The following is a 21,086-nucleotide window of genomic DNA, read 5'->3' on the forward strand; positions in this document are numbered from 1 at the left end:
GGGCTTTACCGCTCATCCGCAATGGCGTCGTTGTAGCTCTTGAGCACCTTGATTACGGGCTTGTAGTAGCTGACGTTCCGGCCCTTGTTCTTGCCCTTCTTGATGGTGTACTCCACAAGCTCAAGGGTGAGTTCAGCCAGCGCCGGGCCGTCAACGGCGGAAAGGTCGTTCTCATACTCGTGAAGAACGCTCGCCATGACCCAACTGCCGGACTGGAACTTGAACTTGCCAAGCTCCGGGTCATCCGCCAGCCGGAACGTGATGGTGATGGACGGGGCCGGTCCCATGAAGTCCTTCGCTGCCGCCTTTCGCTCAGCGAAGAGTTCCGGGCAGTGGCACGGCTTGCCCTTCCGCTCATCCGGAGAGAGAAAGACCGTGCCGTCACAGTGATGAACCAGCTTGTTGCGGTTCCACAGCTTCATATCCGCGTAAATCGCGTCGGGGCCGTCAAGGATGACCGGCACCGTCTCACGGTCGGTGAACACGTCAATGAAGTTCTCACCGGTCGAATCGGTCTCGATGGGCTCACCTCCGAAGAGCTGAGCGACCACCTTTGCAACCTCCGGGTCTCCGGTAGTGATGCGCCACTCCGAAAGCGCCTCAGGAACGTCGTCCACCTGCCGACCAGAGTGGAAACGGCCCACGGTGTCATCGCTGAACGTCTGCTTGGGCTTGGGCTTGGCGTCCGGGTCGGTCTCGAAAATGGTCAGTAGCGACATGCGCGTCTGCTCCTCTTTGTTGCGGGATGAAAGAGGGGCGAACTCAAGGGACCGCCAGTCACCGACTCACGTGAGTCGGTGGGGTCAACCTTGTATCCGCCCCTTCTGTTTGGCCTAGAGCGCGGGGGTTGCCGGGACTACTTCGCCCGGCGCTGAGTGCCTGTCACAAGACCCGTGGCACTCTTGGCAATCGCGCGGCCAATGACCGTCTTGGAAACCTCGCGGTCCCAGTTGAAGACGCGTCGAAGTGCCAGGAAGAACGAGAACACTTCGGCGTCAATCCGTACCGGCTTGAAGGCCCACAGTTCCGGGGTGATGTGCAGTACGGCCGCACCGTCGAATTCCGGCATGGGCTCACTCGTTCCGTCCGGCGCAATGATCCGGTCGGCATTGGCGTAGGCGCTCATCTGTAGCGCCACGTCCGGGTATGTGTCCTTGCTGGTCTTCCAGTCGGCCATGAGCAGATGCGGCGTACCGGACCGGTCGGGAGTCGGCTTGCCGTCGTCGTCCAGCCATACGCGGAGTACGGCATCAAAGCTTCCGGCGTAGTTGTGCGCGTCGCTCCATGCCACGTCTTCGGCGCGCACTAGCTCAGGGTTCACCGCAGCGAGGAACGCCGCGAAGTTGACGCGGTACGGCTCAAGGTCCGGGTGGACCCTGCCCACGTACTCACCCCGGGCCATGCGCTCAAACAGGTCGTGCGCGTCGCTGCCTACGTCGGCACGAATCTTTGTGTACCGGCGCGCTGCCCCCTTGAGGTAGTCAATCGCCCCCTGTCGGTCGCGCTCAGCCATCTGCGCCACGAACGGCAGGGAATCAACGGCGAGTTCGGCCGTCATGCGCGCGTACCAGAAGTTCAGGAACGGCTTCGGAAGCATGGACACCACGGACGTGACGCCGGGTGCCTTGATCTCCGGTCGCTCCGGGTGAATGTAGAAGCGGCTGCCGCCGCGCTGAATCGTACGTACGCGCCCCACGGGCGTGCCCCCTTCGGGTAGGTGTTCTGTCACCTACGGGGGAGCGTGAGGGTTGCCAGGCCCTTGAGAGCCCCTGTGCGGCCGTCTGCGGGCATAAGAGAGCCCCGCCCGACCACGGGGGCCGGATGGGGCTAGAAAACGCTCAGGCGGGCAATCAGGGGCCCGAGGGGGGCAGGCCACCGACTCACGTGAGTCAGTGCCCCGAAAGCCGAAACCCCCGGCACCCTCTGTGAGAGTCCGGGGGTTCAGTGCCCGCCCCGTGTGGGGCGGGCGGCTGGCCTGCCGATCCTTACGCCTGCGCCTTGAGTTCCTTACGGAGCGCGGAGAGAAGGGCCGTCAGTTCGTCCAGCGCCTCTTCCTGCTCTTCGGCGTTCTCAATGGTCTTGATTTCCTTGACCTGCTTCTTGAAAGAGTTGGTCATGCGCTTGACGAAAGCGGCGCGCATTTCCTTGGGGGTCTTCTCCTCCGCGCCACCCTCACTCAGCGCTTCGGCCGCCTCTTCCTCGGAGAGTTCACCGGCCTTGACCGCATCCTCAACCTTCTTCTTCTCAAGGGCCTTGCGCTCCCGGTCCGCCTTGGCGATTTCGGCGCGGGTGCGGAGTTCGTATCCGTGGAATTCCGCCACGGCCTCAGACGGCTTCTTGTCCGGGTGCGCCTCAAGGGCATAGGCGTACTTCTTCGCCTCTTCCGGCGAGTTGTCCAGCGACCGGAGGTAGAGCGCGCGCACGTCCTTGATGGCGTTGCGGTAGCTCTTCTTAATGCTGTCCACTTCCGCGCGGATAGCGTCGGCCGCTTCGTCCTCACCCTCTTCGGGCAGACCCTCAAGCAGACCGTCAAAGACCTTCGTGGTGTTCTTCTTCGCCGCGTCCGTCTCGGCGTTCAGGTCCGGGTGACCGTTCTTGTTGAGAATCTGAGTGCGGATATCAAGGATGATTTCCGCAATCTGGTGGCCACCCTTGAACTTGCTGACCGCAAGCGTCTTAACCTGCTCCTGACCCTTCTTGACAAGGTCCTGAATGACCGCGTCCTTAAGAGTCGCCTCAAGGCTGGTTTCCTTGCTGACCACAACTTCCTTGCTGGCAGCCTTGTCGGCCTTGTCCTTGTCGGCCTTCGCCTTCTTGGCGTCTTTCTCCGCCTTCTCCAGCTCAGCGCGGAGCTTGGCCTTAATGGCAGCCGCGCCGGTGCCGGTGATCTTCGGAATAGCCTTGCCGATTTCTTCGGTCAGTTCCTTTGCGGAATCGTCCTTGCCCTCAGCGATCAGAGACGGCAGGCGCTCAATGTCCGCCCGAATCTCCTCAGCGGCCTTTTCCTGAGCGGCCTTGTCCATCGTCGTCTTCGCGGCCATGGTGTCCTTCTCCGTCTTCTCTTCGGTGGTGTCGGCGTCAACCGGCGTGATCACTGTAGCGGGAATCGTGCGGCCAAGTCCGGGAATCTCAACATCCGTTGCCGAGACAGTCACGGGGCCGGTGGGAACGTGCTTGCTGCAACCCGCGCAAAGCTCAAGGTTCGGGTTCTGCTCAAGAGCGGGGCCCCAGCTACGAAGCGGGTTCTTGAGCTTCGCGGAGCAGTAGGGCACGTTCCCCTTGTCGGTGGTCTCCTTGATGGCGTGCGGCACCCCGCCGCTACCGGTGGCACTGCCGATGCGAATGTCTCCGCGAACCTCATTGAGCTTGAGCTTTCCAGCCACGCGGGCCCCCTCGTCTTTCGTCTTCTCGGCGTCGGCGGCAATCTGCGCCTCAGCGGCCTTTTCACAGGTCTTGCAGAGCTTGCGCCCACCCTTGCGGGCAGCCTCAAGAGCTTCGGCCAGCGTGGCGTACGTAGCGCCCTGAGCGAAGCGGTACCGGGTCAGCGACCCGCAAGCATTCTCGGCGTAGTAGGAGACGTGGTCGCCCATGTCCTTGCCACCGCCAGTGGTCCGAACGGTGAGCCCATCAATGTGGTTCGTGGTGCGGTTGTACTTGATGGTGTAGCCGCTCACTGTTCGTTCCCCCCTTCGGCCCCGCTCCCTGCGGGGCCTTGCGGAACGAGAACTTACACACGCGCGCGCGTGCACGCAAGGCACCGACTCACGTGAGTCGGTGGTCCAGAAACACGAGAAGCCCCCTACCTGCACCGATGCAGATAGGGGGCAAAAAAGTTCGACCGACGCAGGGTCAAACCAGAGCGTCAGCAAGGGCGTTGAGGTCTGAGAGCGTGCCCGTATTGGCAATGCTCACGTCGGTCGGGTAGCCGTCTAGGGCCGTCTCACTCTCGTGAGGCGGAACGGCCCCGGCAGCACCGGGGCGAAGCACTCTGACCAGCCGAAAACCGCGCGCCTTGAGGGCTTCCGCTTCGTTCGGGTACCGGCAGTCAGTGACCACCACGGGCAGGTTCCATGTGTCGGCCACGGTCACCTTGTCCAGCGCGAGACTGAGCCAGTGCCCGGCTTCCTGGTCGCGTACCGCCTGCCCGGAGCGTTGCAGGGTGCGCCGGACTTCCGGGAACCGTTCCTTGGCGCGCTCCCAGCCGTAGCGCTGCACAACGGCGCTCAGCCGGGTCGGCAAGGGGCCGTATCCGGATGGCTCATAGGCAACGATCGGGTCAACACTCAAGGTCATTTCCTTGAGCGGGTCAGCGAATGCAATTCGCGTGTAGGCATACCGGCCTATCAGCCGTGCCGCAATCGTGTCCTTTCCGGATCGGGCACGGCCGATAAGGGCAATGTTCGGGTATCCCATGGGGCTTACCTCCCGTGGCTAGGGGCTCTTCCCTAACCACGGGAGCGCCGGGGTTGCCTGCCTTACGGCTTGCGGTGCCGGGCGACGATTCCGGCAGTCTCAAGCGCGTCAACGGTCTTGCCGTTCTCTACGCGCTGCACTGCCTCACCGGTACCGAGAACGGCCGCAGCGACACCCAGAATGAGCGCAAGCGGCAGCGACGGCACGTAGTGCGCGACCAGTGCGAGAACGGCCACCAGGACCGCGTACAGGCGGGTTGCGTGCTCCTTGGCGAAGGTCATGCGTGTCTCTCCTTGTTCGTTACGTTGCGTGAAAAAGGGCCCGGGGCCGGCATCCGGCTAACCCGGGCAGAATCGGACATAGGGACTTCCGCGGTTCTAACCCAGCGTGATCACACGTGGGGCACCTTGAGCGCGTCCCACTGCTTCTTTCCGGGCCAGCCGTCGCAGTAGACAGGCGCGTCCCCTAGCTTGCGCTGCCACTTGCGGAAGCTCTCGCGGTCGGCGTTCGTCCACTGGGGGCCGGGACCGGACCGGTAGGCGGAACACCCCTCAGCCACCAGCCGCTTGCCCATGGCCGTGACGATGGCACTACGGGGGTTCTTCTTGAACCAGTCGGCACCGGGGAAAGGCTGGTACTTCGGCTTGGGCTTGCTGGTGGTGAGCCGCTGACCCGGACGGATGATGTACGGGGCCTTGATGCCGTTCAGGCTGGCAAGGTTCTGCCAGCGGATACCCAGCTTGGCCCCGATTCCGGACAGGGTGTCGCCGGATGCCACGGTGTACGTGTTGCCAGCGGAGCCGCTACCGGCACCGGCAAGCGCCTTCGCGCGCTTGACGATTTCCGGAAGCTGGGCAATGACCTTGCTGCCGGGGCAGTTGGGGTGTCCGCCCCACGCGCTACCGCCCATGCCGTGGTAGCCAAGCCCCCGCCCCGTGGTGCTGACAGTGAGCGAGAGCGGCACCCCGTAAACCTTGTGGGCCCACGCGAGCACTTCGGCACATCGGTCAAGCTGTGCAGACGTGAGGGAGTCACCCCCGCGCCCCTCGTTCTCAATACTCAGCCAATCCGTGTTTCCGCCTGCCTGAGCCCATGCACGGTCGGCCGTGTCAACCCACTGGTACAGGCCACCGTTCCGACCGGTTCCGAAGTGGGAAGATGCCCGCGCCGCACTGTTGCGGAACCAGGAATCCGTACCAGCAAGGGTGCCGTCCATGATGTGAATAACCACGCCGCGAACGGACTTCTGACCGCCCTTGGTGTAGTTGCGCGGAATGGGTCGCCACTTCGCGCCGCTGAATCGTGCCATGCGTGTTTCCTCCCATGAGAAAGCCCCGCCCGGCGTTCCGGGTCGGGGCAGGGTCACCGACTCACGTGAGTCGGTGGTCAGACCATGGCAAGCGCCATGATTGCGGGGTCCAAGCCGACTTCCCCCGTGGACTGATTCACGGTGGTCGGTAGTGAGGACTGGCCGCTTGCAATGCACCAGTGCCGCTGAAAGGCACTGCCGAGGAAGAAGTTTCCGGGGTTACTCGGAGACTCGTTCTGAATGTGCATGTAGTAGAAATCGGTTGATGACCCGGCAGAGACCAGGAATGCCGCCCAGTACCGTCCGGGGGAAAGGGTCGCGGTTCCCGTCAGCGGAATGGGTACCGCGCCAATGTGGTTGTTTTTCGCCCCCGGTGCGGTGCCGGTGATCTGTCCGGCAGCCGGAAGGTTGGACACCTGCCCGGATGTGGCGACGCGCGTTCCGGCCTCGCTGTAGATGCCCGCATAGAACCGGGCACCCGGAATGAGGGAAGAGCCGCCCCAGCCACGGGCGAAGATGACCACCCGATTTACTTGCGTGGATTCCGTGATGTTGATTCCGCTCAGGTAGACACGACCGACCACGGCGGCCTTCGCGGTCGGATTGGCTACGGCGGCAGGGTCCACGGACCACGCCTCAAACCCGAGAGCTTGGGGGGTCCATGCGTTCTTCGCTCCGCCAGTGACAGCCGGAATCTGAGCCGTCGGCACCTTCCCGGAACCGTCCAGTGAGGCAACGCCGTTGACTGCACCGCGCGCACTCGCGGCAAGCGCGGACACATCGGCGGCAGCGAGCGTCACCGAAGGTCCGGCCTTGCCGTTAACGGCCGTCACAAGCCCCGTGGGTAGCTGAGCGGCTGGAACCTTGGCCGAACCGTCCAGCGTGGCCACACCGCCCGCTGAGCCCTTCTCGGCGGCAGGCACGGCCCCTACGTCGGCAGCGCCTAGCACAACTTCCGGGCCTAGGTCACCGTTCACGCTGTTGACTGAGCCCGTACCGGGGTCACCCTTCGGACCCTGGGGGCCTTCGGGACCTTCGGGACCTTCGGGGCCGGGCGGACCCTGGGGACCCTCCGGGCCCGGAACGGTGCTGTCCGCCCCGGTGTCACCCTTCGGGCCCTGAACGCCGGTCGCTCCGGTGTCCCCCTTGGGTCCCTTGAGGTTCATCACGGGGCTACCCCAGCCGGACGCATCGCGCTGCCACACGTCACCCGTGTCGGCCCTTAGAAGAAAGTCGCCAACCTTCGTGTCGGTGCTGGGGGTTGATGTGGTGTTGACGTACCACGCGGCCCCGCGTATCGCGTCACCAACCTTGGCCCATGAGCCTGCCGCACGGGTCCACATTGTGACCGTGGTGGACGTGACCCCCAGAAGGGTTCGGGTGTCGTACTGCGTGTAGAAGTCGCCGTCACGCCCCAGCGCGGACACAGGGGCGGCGCTGCCGGTGAATATCTGCGATCCGGCCACCGGCACATAGTTGGGTGTGGCCGGGTCGGTCGGCGCAATGTCGGCTAGGTCAACGTCCGGCGTTTCCTTGGGCAGTAGCGCGCTGAATGTGCGTCCGCCGATGACGCCGGAAAGGTTCTCCTTGACGACGTAGGCCCAACCGGTCGGCTGCATGTTGGGGGCATTGGTCGCCGGTAGCGTCACCTGAAAGCGCCCGTTCTCGTCCAACGTGGACACGACGGGACCGGCAACGAATACATCGGAGTCCGCGAAGACCAGCATGGACGGAGCGGAGAAGGTGACCGTTCCGGCCAGTGGTCGGCCGTCCGGCCCCAGGTAGGTGCCGTGAACGGTGACGGTAGGAATCTCGGCAGGCAGCGCGAGCGGCAAGGCATCCCCCTTGAGCATGAGAAAGGCCACCGACTCACGTGAGTCGGTGGCCGGTTGGTGGTCGGGTCAGCGGTTCAGTAGTTCCGCAATCTGAGCGCGCAACTCTGCGTTCTCGCTCCGCAGTGCGCGCACTTCGGCGTGAAGTGCGGCTAGCTCTTGCGACTGTCGCTCAACCTTGCTTCGGTACGCTTCCGCCTCTTCCTTCCATGACGCTTCCATGCCGGTGCGGAGCTTCCGCAGCGAGACGGCCAGGAATATGAGAAGGGGGACGACGATTTCCGCCGTTCCGTAGAGTCGGGCAAAGTCCATCAGTCACCCCCTAGACGCCGAAGTACGGTTCCGTGATATCGGGGTCACGGCCCCACTGGGCACCGCTCCCCTTGATCCATGCCCAGCCGTTCTCATTGGCTTCGGGGATGCGGGATTGCGGCAGTCCCACGCAGTAGTGCATGGGGGAAATGCTGTATGCGCCGTAGCGCGTGTTCTCGCTGACCAGTTCCGGAATGGTGATCCAGCCTGCCCCGACATTGGGGCGGGACTTTGGCAGGACCATGGTTTCGTAGTTGGTGTTGTTGGGCATTTCCAGGGGCCCACCGGTTCCCGGAGCGCTCTTGTTGGTCGGCTTGAAGAAGGTGAATACGTCCACCGTGCCGGGGGTGTAGTTCTCCGGACCGGTCTTGTATCGGTGCTGTAGCTCAATGGTGTAAATCGTCGTGTCGTCCGCGTAATCCCAGCCGTACGGGATGCCGTGTACCCAGCGCATGACCACAACTCCCACGGTGCGGTTCGCCAGACCGGTGAGGTTCAGAACGGCGGACGCGCTGACGATTTCCCGTTCAGCCTTGCCGGTGTGCCGGAAGGTGGCTAGGCGCACTTCCGCTTCGCGCTTGCCAGGGGTAAGGAAGTCGGTAATGAACTTGCATTCCACCCGATCGAATGCGAGCCCGGTTGCGTTGGCGATACTCACGGACGACCAGACGTTCCCGCCTACCGCCGGTCGCCCCTGAGCGGCCCACTCAACGGCCGGATACCGGTCAAACTGTGTGGTCGGCTCAGGGGCCCGCTCAATGGCCGTCATGCGGCGCTTGAGTTCGGCTATCTCATTCACGAGGGACGGGGGTACGGCATTAGCTTGGGTTGGCATTGCTCCACAGTTCCTTACTCGCTAGAGCGAGCTTGATGCTTTCGCTTCCGTTCACGTCCACCGTGGTTGCGCATTCGGTCACAACGAATTCGTCAAAGAGCGCGACGTATCCGGCGTCAATGTCGATGGCCGTCACATCGCCCGGCACGAAATCAAGAGGGCCGAACTGCCCGGGGTAGAGCGTCAGTTCCGGAATAGCGACGGGCACCGCCCCGGCGTTGATGGTGGCTTGTGCTTTGTCTATGAGCGTCTGTGTTTCCTTCACGTCGGTGTATGAGCCGACCATGACGCGCTCAGGCATCCGGGCGGCAAGTGAGGGGTTCTCGAAGATGCCGACCAGCTTTTCCCCGTTGCCCTTGTCCGCGCCGGTCGCGTAGGCCACCGTGCAAAGGGCCGTACTGTCATAGCTGACGCCGGTCACGTTGCAGTTCACGCGGTGCGTCAGCACGTGGGATGCCGTCACGCCGGAACGGTCCGTCATGACGAAGCGGTGCCCCACCTTCTTACCGGCCGTCACCCAGTACGGCACGTAGCGGAAGTTGAAACCGCCGATGTTGTCGGCCAGTTCCTCAATCGCTTCGGCGGCATTCTTGAGTTCGTACCGGGTCCACACCGTTGTTCGCTTGTGCCCGGTACTGGTTATCAGGCTGGTGTCTGTGCCAATGCCGTTGTCGGCGTTGAAGTAGGCGAACCACGCCTTGATGATGTCCGCCTGTTCCAGACTTCTCGCCGTCCAGCCGTTGACGAAGTGCCGCCCCTGGTAATGGGAGTGATAGCCGGACGCGCTGAGCACGAGTGTTCCAGCCGCAATGTCGGCAGCGAGAGCCCAGAGAATCCCTGCCCATACCGGCGTACCGTCCCGCAGGATGGCAAGCCCGCTTACGCCGGGCGCAAGTGATTCGGGGTCGGCTTCCGGAGCAAAGAGCGGGATTCCCACGGTAGCCGTGCCGGAAGCGTTCAGGGAGTGTGTGAACTGAATTCCGGTGACGGGTAGCTCAGCCACTACGTCACCGGTCTTTAGGTCCGTCTGGACGACGGAGTATGCAGCGCCGGTCATCACACCCACCTGTTCCGCCAGGTGAACTCAGCCACCGTCGCTCGCGTTGTTGCTTCACTGGTAAGGGTTAGTCGGTGGTCGCCAAACCCGTATTCGGGCCACGTAGAGCCCGGAGTGATCCGGTCCTCAAAGTGGTTGCCCGCATCGCTCACGACCGTTTGCGCGGCACTGTCGATGGTGACGTTGCCTCCGTAGGTAAGCCCGAAATAGGCCCCGGTCACTTCGTCCGTCAGCACAATGTTCTTGGCGTTGTCCAGCGCGATCACGGGAAGCGCGGGCACGGAACCCACCTGCCGGAACCTGAGCTTGGGGTCTGACCCTTCCCACGGGCTTGAAAGGCTCATGGAAATCAGCGCATCGCCGTAGATATACGGGTCGGTGGCGAACAGTTCGACCACCACGTTGCACACGTGGTAGGCGAAGTTGAGGTCAAGGGGGGCCGACCGCTTGCGCGGGCGGACGTTCACGAAGGCCGTCCGGTCGCCCCCTACGCCGGGGAAACGGAACCGTAGGGGTTTCTCCCTGTCGGCTGGCCCGAAGGCCGCGTAAACGGCGCTCAGGGCTTCCGTGAACTCCGCGCGGGTCCGCCCGTAAACCTCAAGCGTGAGCGTCACGGCACGTCCGCTCATGTAGTCGTCTCCGGGATAGAGCCCATGGCGCTGCACAAGGGTGAGGTCCGCCGTTCGCATGTCGGGCAGCGAGAGCAGACCGTCAACGGCCGCAAGGGATACGGCGGAGTCGGGCGACCCGATGACAAGCCCGTTGTACTCACATGTCCAGTCGTCCAACTCCGCCATGGATTCCCCCTCTTGAGTTACACCACCGACTCACGTGAGTCAGTGCCTACCGGGGCGCGACCCGAAGAGCCCATGCCACTTCGCGCCCGATTGCGAACGGGTCGGCGTTGCTGGTCACGTTGACCGTCACGCCGGGGGTATTCCGGGCGGCATGGTTCGGGACCACGTGGGAACCGCCCGGTAGGTAGACCTCTTCGGGTCCACGCTCGCCTACCCGCGTCCAGCCGCCAGCGGCGCCACCCATGGCACGGATCTTCGGAATGGGATTCTTCGGCAGGTCTACGCCCACCGGGCCGATTCCGATGCGGTCCGGGATTGCCCAGTTGAGTAGGTCGATAAGCGAGTTGATAGCGGACTTGATTCCGCGCGCGACGGCAGCGCCGATGTTCTGACCGAAGCTGGCCAGTTTGGAAAGCCCCTGCCCTAGCTTGTCGATGATGGCGCGTCCGATATCGGCGGCAGCACCGCCAACCTTGCCGACGTACCCGAGGATTCGGCCGGGCAGGTCCCGGAAGAATCCAATGACCGCGTCAAGTCCGGCTTTCGCCTTGTCCCGCACCCATAGGAACGCCTCGGCCGTCTTGGTCTTGATGGTGTCCCAATGCTTGATCAAGAGGCCCGGTCCGGTGAAGTTCAGGAACAGATCCTTGAGCCACGCGAACACTCCCTTGACCTTTTCCCACACCCAGTCAAAGGCCGCTCCGGTCCATTCCTTGATCTTGTCCCAGTTCTGCCAGATGAGAAGGGCAAGCCCGACAATCGCAGCGATGATCAGCGGAATGGGACCCATGGCCAGAAGCCACGCGGCAGCCATGCGGGCAGCCTGAATCATGGACTGAGTCCCCATGAGCACCCACTGAGCGACCATGATTGCGCCGTTCACGACGGCAGCCGCCGCACCGGCTATCCACTGGCCGACCACGATTGCGCCGGAAATGACGGCCTGAGCGCCTGCCTTGAGCCATCCGCCGACCACCGACCATGAGGCAGCGACTTGGGTTGCCGCTGAGCCCGTGGCCGACGTTGCCGACGTGATCCAGGCACCGACCGCCTTAGCGCCGGAAATGACGGACTGAAGGCCCCACTGAATCAGCGCGGGAAGTACGACGGCAGTGATGACACCGGCCACGGTGAGAAGGGGTGTCCTGTTGCGTTCCACCCATCCGGCGAGCGTGGCTAGCTTGTCCGCCATGCCTTCGACGGCAGGCAGCACCGTTCCGCCGATCACGTCAACGGCAAGCGTCTGGAGCCCCCGCCAAAAGGCAGTGATCTTCTGAGACGCATTGTCGTGCATGGTGTCGCCTGCCGCCTTCGCGGCACCGTCCACCTTCCCCAGCGCGTCAACGGCGGTATCGACGTTCAGGGAGTACAGCGAATCTCCCATGTCTTCGGCCTTCGTACCGAAGAGATTGACTGCCGCCGCGCTCCGCTCCGCCGGGTCTTTGATGGCCCGTAGCTTGTCCAGCGTGAGCCCTAGGGCTTCCTGTGCTGCCGGGCCACCAGCCGCAATCTTGTCGCGCATGTCATCGGCGTTCAGACCGATTGCCTTGAATCCGTCAATGGTGGTCGCGCTGCCGTCAATGGCACGGATGGAGAATTCCTTGATGGCGTCCGCCACCGTGTCAGCGTCGCGCGCTCCGCCCTGTAGACCCTGCTGAATCAGGCCCATTGCGGTCTTGCCGTCAAGACCGACTTTCTTGAACTGGACGCTGTATTCATTGAACGTGTCGAGTAGGTCACCGGCCTTGTTTGCGCCCCGCTGAGTTCCGGCAACAAGAACGTCCATTGCCTCATCGGCATTCTTGGCAAGGCCGTTCTTCATCATCGTTCCGACCGCATTTGCAGTCGGGCCGACTTCATCCCCTAGGACGCTGGCAACGTCCATTGCGCTCTTGCCGATCTTCGCCATTTCATCGGCGGTCGCCCCGGCAGGAACGAGACCCTGTTGCCACAGGGACTTAAGAGCCTCATTCGCGTCGGCCACGGATTCGCCCCAGCCGGACGAATAGATATCGCCTGCCGCTTCTCCCAGCCGCTTCGCTTCGTCGGGATTAGCGCCAAGCTGAGCAGCAAGAAGACCATTACCGGCTTCCCGGTCCATGGCCTCACTGATACCGGCCACCAGGGCAGCACCGACCGCAGCACCGGCAATGGTCGCGAGACCCCCGAACTTGTCGGCAAGTCCGTCGAGAGCGCCCCCGGCGTCATCGGCCCCGCTGGATATCTCGTCACCCAGTCGGCCAGCCTCTTCGGTGGCTTCTCTAAGCGCGTCCTCAACCTGGTCGGCAAACCGGGTCACGTCCGCCGTTCCCTCATTGAGAGAACGGCTCAAGTCGTCCAGATCACCCAGCAAGGTAATCGTGATCGGCTTAGCCACCAGAACCCCCCGTCGCTACGCTGCGTATATCCCGCGGCTATGCCGGCGGGGGGTTTTGATATACGCAGAGTGAGAATCAGGTCATGACGGGGGTCCGGCGCTCCCCCTGCACCGGGCCCCCGGAACGTCCGCGATAGCCGCGCCGTTCCTGCTTTTGCTGTTCCTCAATGTCCGCAACCATCTGGTCGGCCAGCGTGTTGAAGTCCCTCAGCGAGAGCGCGCGAACATCCGTCCAGGTAAGACCCCGGAAATGGCCGACCAGCCGCGCGCACGTGATTACTCGCTGAGCGCGGTAGGGTCCTTCGGCTTCTGCTTGAACTCAATGCGGAGCTTGCCCGCATCCTCCGCCGAGAAATTCGGGTCTTCGCGCCGCTTGATGACCACGGCCATTGCCCGCAGAAGACGGCCCTTTCGCGCGCCCGGCTTGGCAAGCTGGTCAAGGGGGCCGTCAATCACGTCTTCAATAAGTTCGATCTCATCAATGGAAAGGCTGTCGATATCCAGCGACAGAACCTCACCGAGATTGCCGTTAGCCGCAGCGTTCTTCTTGCCCATAGTTCAGCTCTCCAACTTGTCTCGGAGTACGGCGGTAATCTCACGCTCGTACGTTTCGGAAACCTTCTCGCTATTGCGAGCCATGGCCCGGTAAAGGAACCGGTTCGGGCGAATCTCGCGCTTCGGATATCCGAAGTGGATTGCCCCCGCGTACGGAGCGCGGGAAGCGGTACCGGCCTTGATCTTCGCGGAGTTGGCAGACGCCACCACCTTGACCGACTTGGCCAGCTTTCCGGGCCGGTACCGCTTGTTGTCCTTCGGTGTGCGGGTGTGCCGGGGAACGCCCCGTTGGGCATCCGGCTTCACAAGCTCCGCAGCGTCCTTGTTGACCTCACGAACCTTCTTGGAAAGGTCCTTGTCCTTGAGTTGGCGAAGAGACTTCTTGAGTTGGTTCAAGCCTTCTACCTGAACCGAGAAGCGCGAACCTGCCACCCTCGCCCCCTTAGCTCACCGACTCACGTGAGTCGGTGCCTACTCGCCCGGAGGGACGAACCCCGGTGTGGGGCTCACGTACGTGACCTTGATGGCCGACCGGCCGTCTCCGGGGTCCAGCACGCGGAACGGAAGTTCGCTCATGGTCACGTCGTCAACGGACGCTTCGGGACTGTCGCCCGTGAACTGGATTGCCGGGCACTCAATGCGCATGGACGTGCCGGGAATGATGCCCTCAAAGTCAACGGCCAGTGACGCCACCGTGCCCGCTAGGAACGCCTCATAGACCTTGAGCGCGTCTGAGGTGAACTCACCCTCTAGCGTCCCCTCATACGTCGGCATGGCGGAGCGCACGGGCGACTTCTTGAGGGCATTGCCACGAAGAAAGCGCCGGTCGGTCTTCATGCCGCGCTCACCGGAAAGCTCTAGCTTGTTCGCGTCCACCGGGACGGCTGCACCGTCAATGGTCAGCGCGATAGCCGTACGGGTCCAGTCATAGACGTACGCCTCCACGGGGTACGCGACCGGTAGCGCGTCGGCAGGCTTGTCGGAGTGCGACACGTCCTGAAAGTCAAACGTGGCCTTGAGGGTGACCGCGCTCTCTACCTCAGCGCTCAGTTCCCACTCAGTGACCACGCATCCGACATGCTTGTAAGCCACCGACTTGCCGTCAGTGGTCGGCCGGGTCATCTGAGCCGTGAACGAGGGTGCCGAACTGTCGGCCCCGCTTCCGAAGACGTGAGCCGTAAGGCCCGTGCTCCCGTCCGGGGTGCCCCCGTCGTAGGTGTCGAATGCTGCGGAGAGAAGGGCAGCCGCCCCGGCGTCGAGTAGGTCAATCTCTAGTTCGCCTTCGCCACCCATGTTGATGACGTTTCGGCGGTCGGCCCGTGCCGTCTGCATTCCGGCCCGGAAGCCCACGGATTCGATGAACTCTCGCGTGGTCTTCCAACTGTCGGACTTTCCCTCATAGCCCAGCATGGCCGTTGCGGCAGTGCCGTACGTGGTCTCTTCGCCAATGCCTATGGATGCGTCTAGCGCCATGTGGTCCCCCCTATGTAATCCGGCCGCGAATGCGCACGCGGACAGTCAGCGCGGCGTACGCGCCGTCAGTGTTTTCGGCCGTCTCGCTCTCGGAGGATTCCGGCCGTACGTCGAGTAGGCCCGGCACGCTCGCCGGAACGACGGAGCGGCAGGCTTCTGTAATGGCGTCACGAAGGCCGTAGACGGCCCTCTCAGCGCCTATCGGGTCGCCCGGCGTGATGACCAGCGCATGAACGTCCACGTAGCTTGTGACGGCCGTAGGCTTGCGCGGCCCCTGCCTCATGGCCACGGCCGTAAGCTCTTCGTCTCCCGTGGCACCTAGCCACACCTGTTGACGCCGGTCGCTCTTGCCTGTCTCCGCAAAGGTGCATTGCACACCAGCCGGGACGGCAGCCTTGAGGGCATCGAATAGAACAACCTTCGCGTCGAATACCAGCGCCACGAATCCCCCTCAGATGAAGATGAACGGGAGCCGCACGCGGTACCGATTCAGTTGCGCGTTCACTTCCGGCAGGCTGGTCGGCCGCCATGTTCCACCGGCTTGCGCCAACTGGATTGACCCGTATTCCCCTTGAAGCTGTAGCGCCCGGTCCGGCACACGCGACACAAGGTCAAGGCAGTATTGGCGCGCGAGAGTCCGCACACACCACCGGATCGTTTCCGGGGGCGCATCGGTCCCTTCCCACTTCCGGCCGCAGTAGGTTTCGACGGTTTCAATCGCGTACGAAATCGCGTCGGTCAAAGTCTCGTTCGGGAAGAGCGACACGTCTTCCATGCCGTCTAGGGCCCGAACCTCTTCAACGGTCGCGTAGGACACGTGCACCCCCTAAACGGGGGTGACCACCGACTCACGTGAGTTGGTGGTCACCCCTTGGAATCCCGCCGCGCCTTACGGCTTGGGGGTAACGGTCAGAACCTTCGCGGACCGCTCATCAACAAGCAGACCGTCCGCGCGCTGAATGAAGCGGTAGACAATCTGGTCGGTGGTGAACCGCGCATCCACGGACCGCTCAACACGGAGCGGACCGGCTAGCCGGACCTTGTACTTGCTCAGGTCACCGAACAGGACCTTGTCATCCGGCACCGCAACGTCAGTCGCCACGGCCTTGCCGTTGAAGGTGTCGGGGGCACCGGCCGTTAGAGCCGACTGCCATAGGTACTGGCCGTTACCGTCCTTGAGCTTGCGCATGGTCGCGGCCGTCTTGTCGGAGACGATGAAAACCGCGTTGCCCCGGTAGGACGAAGGAAGCTCATAGAACAGGTCAATGAGCGCGTCAGAAACGGTGTTGTCCTTCGCGCCTTCGGTCCACGTGGCGACGGCAGCCGGAGCAGCCGTCAGAATGCCGGTCGGCTGACCGGTGCCGGTACCGGCTAGGAAGTGCTCACCCATGCCATGACCCAGCGCGGGGCCAGCGTCCCCCACCAGGAAGCCCACAAGGTCTAGCGCCTGATCCTGTACGAACTCAGTCGAGACCACCGACGCATAGGCGTACTTGAACGCGCCCACCGACCGCTGAACCGTGGTCGGGGTGGACTCAGGAATGTTGGCGTTCTCCGCCACGATTCCCGCCGACGCGCGACCGGTGACAACCGTGAAGTCGATGGACTCACCCCCGGACGTGGTGAGAATCGACGCGCCGTTCCGCATGACCGTAGAACGCTCGGTTGCCTCAGCGAGAAGCTGACCGAACAGGGTTCGCGGAATGACGTTGGACCCGGTGGCCGTGTCAACCACGGCGCGCTTCTCCGGGGCGAAAGTGAGCGACTGGTGAAGCCCCAGCGAACGAAGCTGAGTTGCAGCCTCAGCTAGCTTGTCCTGAGTACCCTTCTTGCTGCCGGTCCCCTTGAGTCCGGCCATGAGCGCACTCACCGACTCAGAAGCCTTGATGGCTTCAACGCCACGCTTCACGCGGCCGTCATAGTCGGCAATGGCGTCGAGTAGTCGAGTCTCCTTCTCGCGCGCCTCAGCGGTCATGTCCTTGCCCGCGAACTCATCAGTCAGGGACCGAAGTTCAGCGTGCGCCTTCTCGCGCGCCTCAAAGTTGGCGCTGAGCGTCTGTGCGTCCACTACTGGACACCCCCCTTGTGTAGAAGCGCGCGGACTAGGACACGCGCCGGATGATCAGTCACCGACTCACGTGAGTCGGTGGGTAGTTCGCCAATGCCGAGACTCAGCGCAATAGAACGGCTGAGACTGGCGTCAGTGGTCGGGTAGGCGGGATTGAGAACGGGCCCCAGTTCCACCACGTCCATGCGGGTGATCTCCCGAATGGGAAGCCCGGTGGTGTCGTCTAGTTCGTCGTGAACGCGCTGCCCGCCGTCGCTCACGCGGAAGGTGAAAGAACTCCCGCGCACGTCTCCGCGCTTGAGAAGTTCAGCTAGGTCACGGCCTACCGTGGTATTCGGTAGGTCGATTTCGTACCAGCCGCCTTCGGAGTCCTCACCGGTCCGCAGCGTGCCGGAGCTAGCGCGTCCTAGAACCTGGTTCATGTCGTGATTGAACGTGCCTAGAACGTCATTCGCCTTGAGCGAATCGGCACCGGCACCGGGCATGATCCGTTCCCGGAATCCGCCTAGGTTGTGGCTCAGGTCGTTGAACCGGTAGGCGTACCCGCGCATGGTCACCGTGTCGCCTTCGGCTCGAACCTCAGCCGGTAGGGCTAGGTTCCTCCGCTCCGTCGTCATCGGTCGCTTCCCCCTTGTCGTCGTCCCCGGTGGCCGGGGGCTTGTCTACGGGCGGGGGCTCAATGGCGGCAGGCTTCGCGGGCTCTTCGTCGGCCGTCACGTCGGCAAGGTTCAGCGGTACGCGGTGCGCTTCGCCCTTGCCGTCCGGCAGGGGTTCCAGGTCTTCCCATCCGCGCACTTCGTCAATGCTGTAAATGCCTTGCTGCAAGCCGACGGAGTACATTTCCATGCGTTCCTTCGGGGCCCCGCGCTGAATGCCGTCAAGGCTGAACTTGACGAACTTCTGTCGGTCGGCCGTCTCTGCGAAGAGCAGACGGGTAAAGCCCGCTTCGATGCGCTCAAGCCACGGGCGCAGAGAGAACATGGCAAAAGCCTGGTTCTGCTCAGCGAGACCGGAGCCCCAGCTAGTTGAGTTCGTGGCGTCCGCAATGAGGTGAGGCGGAACGCCGAATATCCGGGCGATCTCCGGAACCTGAAATTGGCGCGTCTGCAAGAACTGTGCTTCGTCCGGCGAGAGCGCGACCTTAGAAAACTTCGCCCCTTCGGTCAGAAGCGCTACGCGGTGCGCATTCTCGGCACCGGAGTTGGCCAGCCGCCACGCCTCACGGGCACGCGCTAGCCCCTCTTCGGACATTGCGCCGGGCACTTCAATGAGCGCCCCCGGCATGGCCCCGTTGGAAAAGAACTTCGCGCCGTAGGTCTGCGCAGCCATGGCAAGCCCGATGGACTCACGCGCGAACGCGATAGGTGAAACGCCGGTGAATTCACCCGGCAGCATCATGCCGGGAATATGAAGGATTTCGCGGGTGGTGAACCAGCCTAGGGCGACTTCATTTCCGTCGTCGTCATAGTCGGCCACATAGAAAACCTTGCGACGCTTGCCGTCCACCACAACGGTATGCGTGTCGATGCGGTTCGGGTCCAGCACCTCAAGCCCGACGATATGGGGGCCGTCCCACAGAACGGCTAGATACGCATTGCCGTCCAGCAGGAGCGATAGCACCACCTGAGACAACAGATCGATGCGCCCCAGTCCGCCGGGCTCAGCATTCGGATAGTCCAGCCACGTCGGCGACTTGATCTCCTTGCGGGACCCGCCCCGGCGCGAATACGTCGCCACCGGCAGCGTGCAAATCGTCTCGCTCAGAAGGCGGACGCACGCGAAGACGGCAGAAACCGTCAGCGCACTGTTCGCGTCCACCTTCTGACCGGCAGCCGACATGACGCCGGGCAGCGGAAACAGGTCCGATACCGGGTCCCACTGTGCCCGCTTCTCGACTTCCTGAGACGGCCCCCGGAAGAGCGCACGCCAAAAGCCCATGTGAGCCACCCCCCGCTTGACTCACCTAGGCACCGACTCACGTGAGTCGGTGGCCTGAGTCGTGCTAGTCGTCGTCTAGGTACTGGTCGAAATCCGGGGAACCGACATTGAACACGTGGCCGTCTTTGTCCTCCCACGTGGCGACGATTGCCGTCTCAATCAAGTGGGGGTTCTCTTCCCGGAACATCACTGCGCCGTGAACGGCCAGGATCATTGCAATGCAAAGGTCGATCTTCCGGCGCGACGAAGCGTGTTCCTTCGTGACGCGCGCCCCGTTCTTGTCCTCACGAAGAACGGCGTTACCGATGTGCCGGGCAAGGGCCGGGTCCCCGTCGTGCGACAAGCGGCCGTCACGGCAGGCGTCATAGACGATCTGCGTTGCCGGGACCATGCGCTTAAGGCTGTTCGTCGGGAAAGCCTCAACCGGCCACCCCTCAGCCTCAAGGTTGTCTAGCGTCTCTTCCCAGCGGTACGGGTCGGCCACGAGATTGCGCACGTGGTATGTGTCCAGCGCGGAGCGGAGAGCGTCCCGCACGTCCACCATGGGAACACGCCAATGCGCGTCATCGGCCGGTGCCTCCCAGTGCCCCAGCACGAACACGCGAAGGTCACTCACGCGGGCAGCCACCAGGGCCGTACTGTCACCCTTCCATGAGCCGTCAAAGCCCAACACCACGGCGTCACCGGGGTGCAGGGTGTCGTCTACCGCAAGGGAGTCCCAAAGGCCGTGAGGCAGCCACGTAGACGCGCCACGGACGAACTGAGACAGGCGGTAGATGCGGAAGCTAGCTTCCGTACTGCGCTGAGCGGCAGCCTTGAAATCCTCTTCGTTCAGAATCTCGTACGAAGGGTTGCACGCGCGCCACACTTCGGGGTCTAGGTGGTCCACCTGTTCCCCGATGCGCGGACCCCATGACCGGTAGAAGAGCGTCGGGTCCGTGACCTCACCGGAGTTGACCCGCTCGCCTTGCCCACAGAGCTTGGCAAAGGGGCCGTCCGGGTCGGGTCCGGCAGTCGAGACCACCCACGTAATCGGCTGGTTCCGTGCGGCACTGCCCAGCGTCAGCGCGTCGAACAGATCGGCCGTCTTGCTGAACGCGTATTCGTCAAGGCTGACCGCTGAGGGGTTGAGCCCCTGTTGCCGCCCGGCATCCGCCGACACCACGCGATAGGTGCAGTCCTTGAACTTGATCACGTCGCGCTGAACGTCGCAGACGGCAGCCAACTTCGGGGAAGCGGTCACCATCTGCTTCGCCGCGTCAAAGACCATGCGAGCCTGGTTACGGTCATTGGCGGCAGCGATGATCTGACGCTGAGCGTCCGCCCGGTCGGCTATCAGGTGGTACAGCATGATTGCGGCGGCAAGCGTTGACTTGCCGTTCTTCCGTGCAATGCAGACCACGGCCATTCGGTGCTTGCGAATCCACCGGCCGAATGCGTCTTGCCGAAGTTCATATGCGTCAATGAGTAGCTGACGCTGCCATTCGAGAAGCCGGAAAGGCTGACCGGCGAATGAACCGGTAAGGCGACAGAATCGCTCAACCCAGTTGGCGACCCGGTAACCCTCACTCGGGAACGGCGCGTCATCGGGAATGTGGCGAGCGATCACGGGATCAATGCCGGTCACGCTCACCCCTCCCCAGTAGGCACCGACTCACGTGAGTCGGTGGTCAGAAATCTTCGGGTCCGGCAGCCACGCGGCGAGCCTCAGCCGCCACGATGCCCAGACGCATACGCGCTTCGGGCGTGAAGCCGATCACGGTTTCTATCGCCCGTAGCTCCTTCTCCGTGGACTCCACATAGCGCATGGCCGGATGAACGGCAGGCTGACCGGTTGAACCCACGGTCATGAGTCCGTCATTGGCGACGGCCGCAAGGAGCGCCGCACGCCGGTCGTGAAGTTCGCAGTACCGAAGGATGATGTTCCGGTCCGTCTCCGGGGAGTACGCACCATTGCCCGCTGACCAGACGTTCCGCCAGACCTCACGGCCGACGCGCTTGAGTCCGGCAGGCACGCGGGGGGCCCGACCCTCGTGCACGACGGGGGCGGCACTCTCGGCAGCCGCATTGGCATTGCCGGTGCGCACGTCGGGGCTCTTGCTTCGGGACACGTTGACACC

22 protein-coding genes are annotated in these 21,086 nt (G+C 63.2%); all 22 read right to left on the reverse strand.

Annotated features, from left to right (window positions below; translation table 11 throughout):
• Positions 1–5 precede the first annotated feature (5 nt).
• Positions 6–719, reverse strand: a complete 714-nt coding sequence (locus ACFW22_RS04775) for a hypothetical protein (protein ID WP_386398860.1) — start codon at positions 717–719, stop codon at positions 6–8.
• Positions 720–856: 137 nt separating this feature from the next.
• The gene (locus ACFW22_RS04780) at positions 857–1,696 is read right to left on the reverse strand and encodes a hypothetical protein (protein ID WP_386398862.1); all 840 of its coding nucleotides are present in this window, start codon (positions 1,694–1,696) and stop codon (positions 857–859) included.
• Positions 1,697–1,985: 289 nt separating this feature from the next.
• A complete protein-coding gene (locus ACFW22_RS04785; RefSeq protein WP_386398864.1) occupies positions 1,986–3,674 on the reverse strand; it encodes a hypothetical protein in 1,689 nt (562 codons plus the stop codon).
• A gap of 175 nt (positions 3,675–3,849) precedes the next feature.
• On the reverse strand, positions 3,850–4,413 hold the full coding sequence (locus ACFW22_RS04790; RefSeq protein WP_386398867.1) for a hypothetical protein: 564 nt from the start codon (positions 4,411–4,413) through the stop codon (positions 3,850–3,852).
• Positions 4,414–4,475: 62 nt separating this feature from the next.
• Positions 4,476–4,694 (reverse strand): hypothetical protein, encoded by a 219-nt coding sequence (locus ACFW22_RS04795; protein ID WP_386398870.1) that lies wholly within the window; start codon positions 4,692–4,694, stop codon positions 4,476–4,478.
• A 110-nt stretch (positions 4,695–4,804) separates the two neighbouring features.
• On the reverse strand, positions 4,805–5,722 hold the full coding sequence (locus ACFW22_RS04800; protein WP_386398874.1) for a peptidoglycan-binding protein: 918 nt from the start codon (positions 5,720–5,722) through the stop codon (positions 4,805–4,807).
• Positions 5,723–5,799: 77 nt separating this feature from the next.
• Positions 5,800–7,587, reverse strand: a complete 1,788-nt coding sequence (locus ACFW22_RS04805; protein WP_386398876.1) for a hypothetical protein — start codon at positions 7,585–7,587, stop codon at positions 5,800–5,802.
• 36 nt (positions 7,588–7,623) lie between these two features.
• Positions 7,624–7,866 carry a hypothetical protein gene (locus ACFW22_RS04810; protein WP_386398879.1) on the reverse strand — a complete coding sequence of 81 codons (243 nt, stop codon included), beginning with the start codon at positions 7,864–7,866 and terminating at the stop codon, positions 7,624–7,626.
• Positions 7,867–7,876: 10 nt separating this feature from the next.
• Positions 7,877–8,665 (reverse strand): hypothetical protein, encoded by a 789-nt coding sequence (locus ACFW22_RS04815; RefSeq protein ID WP_386398882.1) that lies wholly within the window; start codon positions 8,663–8,665, stop codon positions 7,877–7,879.
• A gap of 19 nt (positions 8,666–8,684) precedes the next feature.
• Positions 8,685–9,758 carry a hypothetical protein gene (locus ACFW22_RS04820; RefSeq protein ID WP_386398884.1) on the reverse strand — a complete coding sequence of 358 codons (1,074 nt, stop codon included), beginning with the start codon at positions 9,756–9,758 and terminating at the stop codon, positions 8,685–8,687.
• The gene (locus ACFW22_RS04825) at positions 9,758–10,555 is read right to left on the reverse strand and encodes a hypothetical protein (protein ID WP_386398886.1); all 798 of its coding nucleotides are present in this window, start codon (positions 10,553–10,555) and stop codon (positions 9,758–9,760) included. The genes ACFW22_RS04820 and ACFW22_RS04825 overlap by 1 nt, the downstream gene beginning before the upstream one ends.
• Positions 10,556–10,601: 46 nt before the next feature.
• Positions 10,602–12,932 (reverse strand): phage tail tape measure protein, encoded by a 2,331-nt coding sequence (locus ACFW22_RS04830; RefSeq protein WP_386398890.1) that lies wholly within the window; start codon positions 12,930–12,932, stop codon positions 10,602–10,604.
• Positions 12,933–13,208: 276 nt separating this feature from the next.
• Positions 13,209–13,487 carry a hypothetical protein gene (locus tag ACFW22_RS04835; protein ID WP_386398893.1) on the reverse strand — a complete coding sequence of 93 codons (279 nt, stop codon included), beginning with the start codon at positions 13,485–13,487 and terminating at the stop codon, positions 13,209–13,211.
• Between the two features lie 3 nt (positions 13,488–13,490).
• Complete coding sequence (locus tag ACFW22_RS04840; RefSeq protein WP_386398896.1) at positions 13,491–13,919, reverse strand: HK97-gp10 family putative phage morphogenesis protein; 429 nt, start codon at positions 13,917–13,919, stop codon at positions 13,491–13,493.
• A 39-nt stretch (positions 13,920–13,958) separates the two neighbouring features.
• Positions 13,959–14,960 carry a phage tail tube protein gene (locus tag ACFW22_RS04845; protein WP_386398900.1) on the reverse strand — a complete coding sequence of 334 codons (1,002 nt, stop codon included), beginning with the start codon at positions 14,958–14,960 and terminating at the stop codon, positions 13,959–13,961.
• Between the two features lie 10 nt (positions 14,961–14,970).
• A complete protein-coding gene (locus ACFW22_RS04850) occupies positions 14,971–15,402 on the reverse strand; it encodes a hypothetical protein (RefSeq protein ID WP_386398903.1) in 432 nt (143 codons plus the stop codon).
• A gap of 9 nt (positions 15,403–15,411) precedes the next feature.
• Positions 15,412–15,777 (reverse strand): hypothetical protein, encoded by a 366-nt coding sequence (locus ACFW22_RS04855; protein ID WP_386398908.1) that lies wholly within the window; start codon positions 15,775–15,777, stop codon positions 15,412–15,414.
• 72 nt (positions 15,778–15,849) lie between these two features.
• The gene (locus ACFW22_RS04860) at positions 15,850–17,028 is read right to left on the reverse strand and encodes a phage major capsid protein (protein ID WP_386398911.1); all 1,179 of its coding nucleotides are present in this window, start codon (positions 17,026–17,028) and stop codon (positions 15,850–15,852) included.
• Positions 17,028–17,645: an HK97 family phage prohead protease gene (locus tag ACFW22_RS04865; RefSeq protein WP_386398914.1), complete on the reverse strand. Its 618-nt coding sequence runs from the start codon at positions 17,643–17,645 to the stop codon at positions 17,028–17,030. The genes ACFW22_RS04860 and ACFW22_RS04865 overlap by 1 nt, the downstream gene beginning before the upstream one ends.
• Positions 17,608–18,966, reverse strand: coding sequence for a phage portal protein (locus ACFW22_RS04870; protein ID WP_386398918.1), 1,359 nt, complete (start codon positions 18,964–18,966; stop codon positions 17,608–17,610). The genes ACFW22_RS04865 and ACFW22_RS04870 overlap by 38 nt, the downstream gene beginning before the upstream one ends.
• Positions 18,967–19,030: 64 nt before the next feature.
• Positions 19,031–20,593, reverse strand: coding sequence for a terminase large subunit domain-containing protein (locus ACFW22_RS04875; RefSeq protein WP_386398921.1), 1,563 nt, complete (start codon positions 20,591–20,593; stop codon positions 19,031–19,033).
• Between the two features lie 43 nt (positions 20,594–20,636).
• A complete protein-coding gene (locus tag ACFW22_RS04880; protein ID WP_386399058.1) occupies positions 20,637–21,005 on the reverse strand; it encodes a phage terminase small subunit P27 family in 369 nt (122 codons plus the stop codon).
• Positions 21,006–21,086 lie beyond the last annotated feature (81 nt).

The sequence above is a fragment of the Streptomyces sp. NPDC058872 genome, assembly GCF_042743065.1.
Lineage (GTDB): Bacteria > Actinomycetota > Actinomycetes > Streptomycetales > Streptomycetaceae > Streptomyces.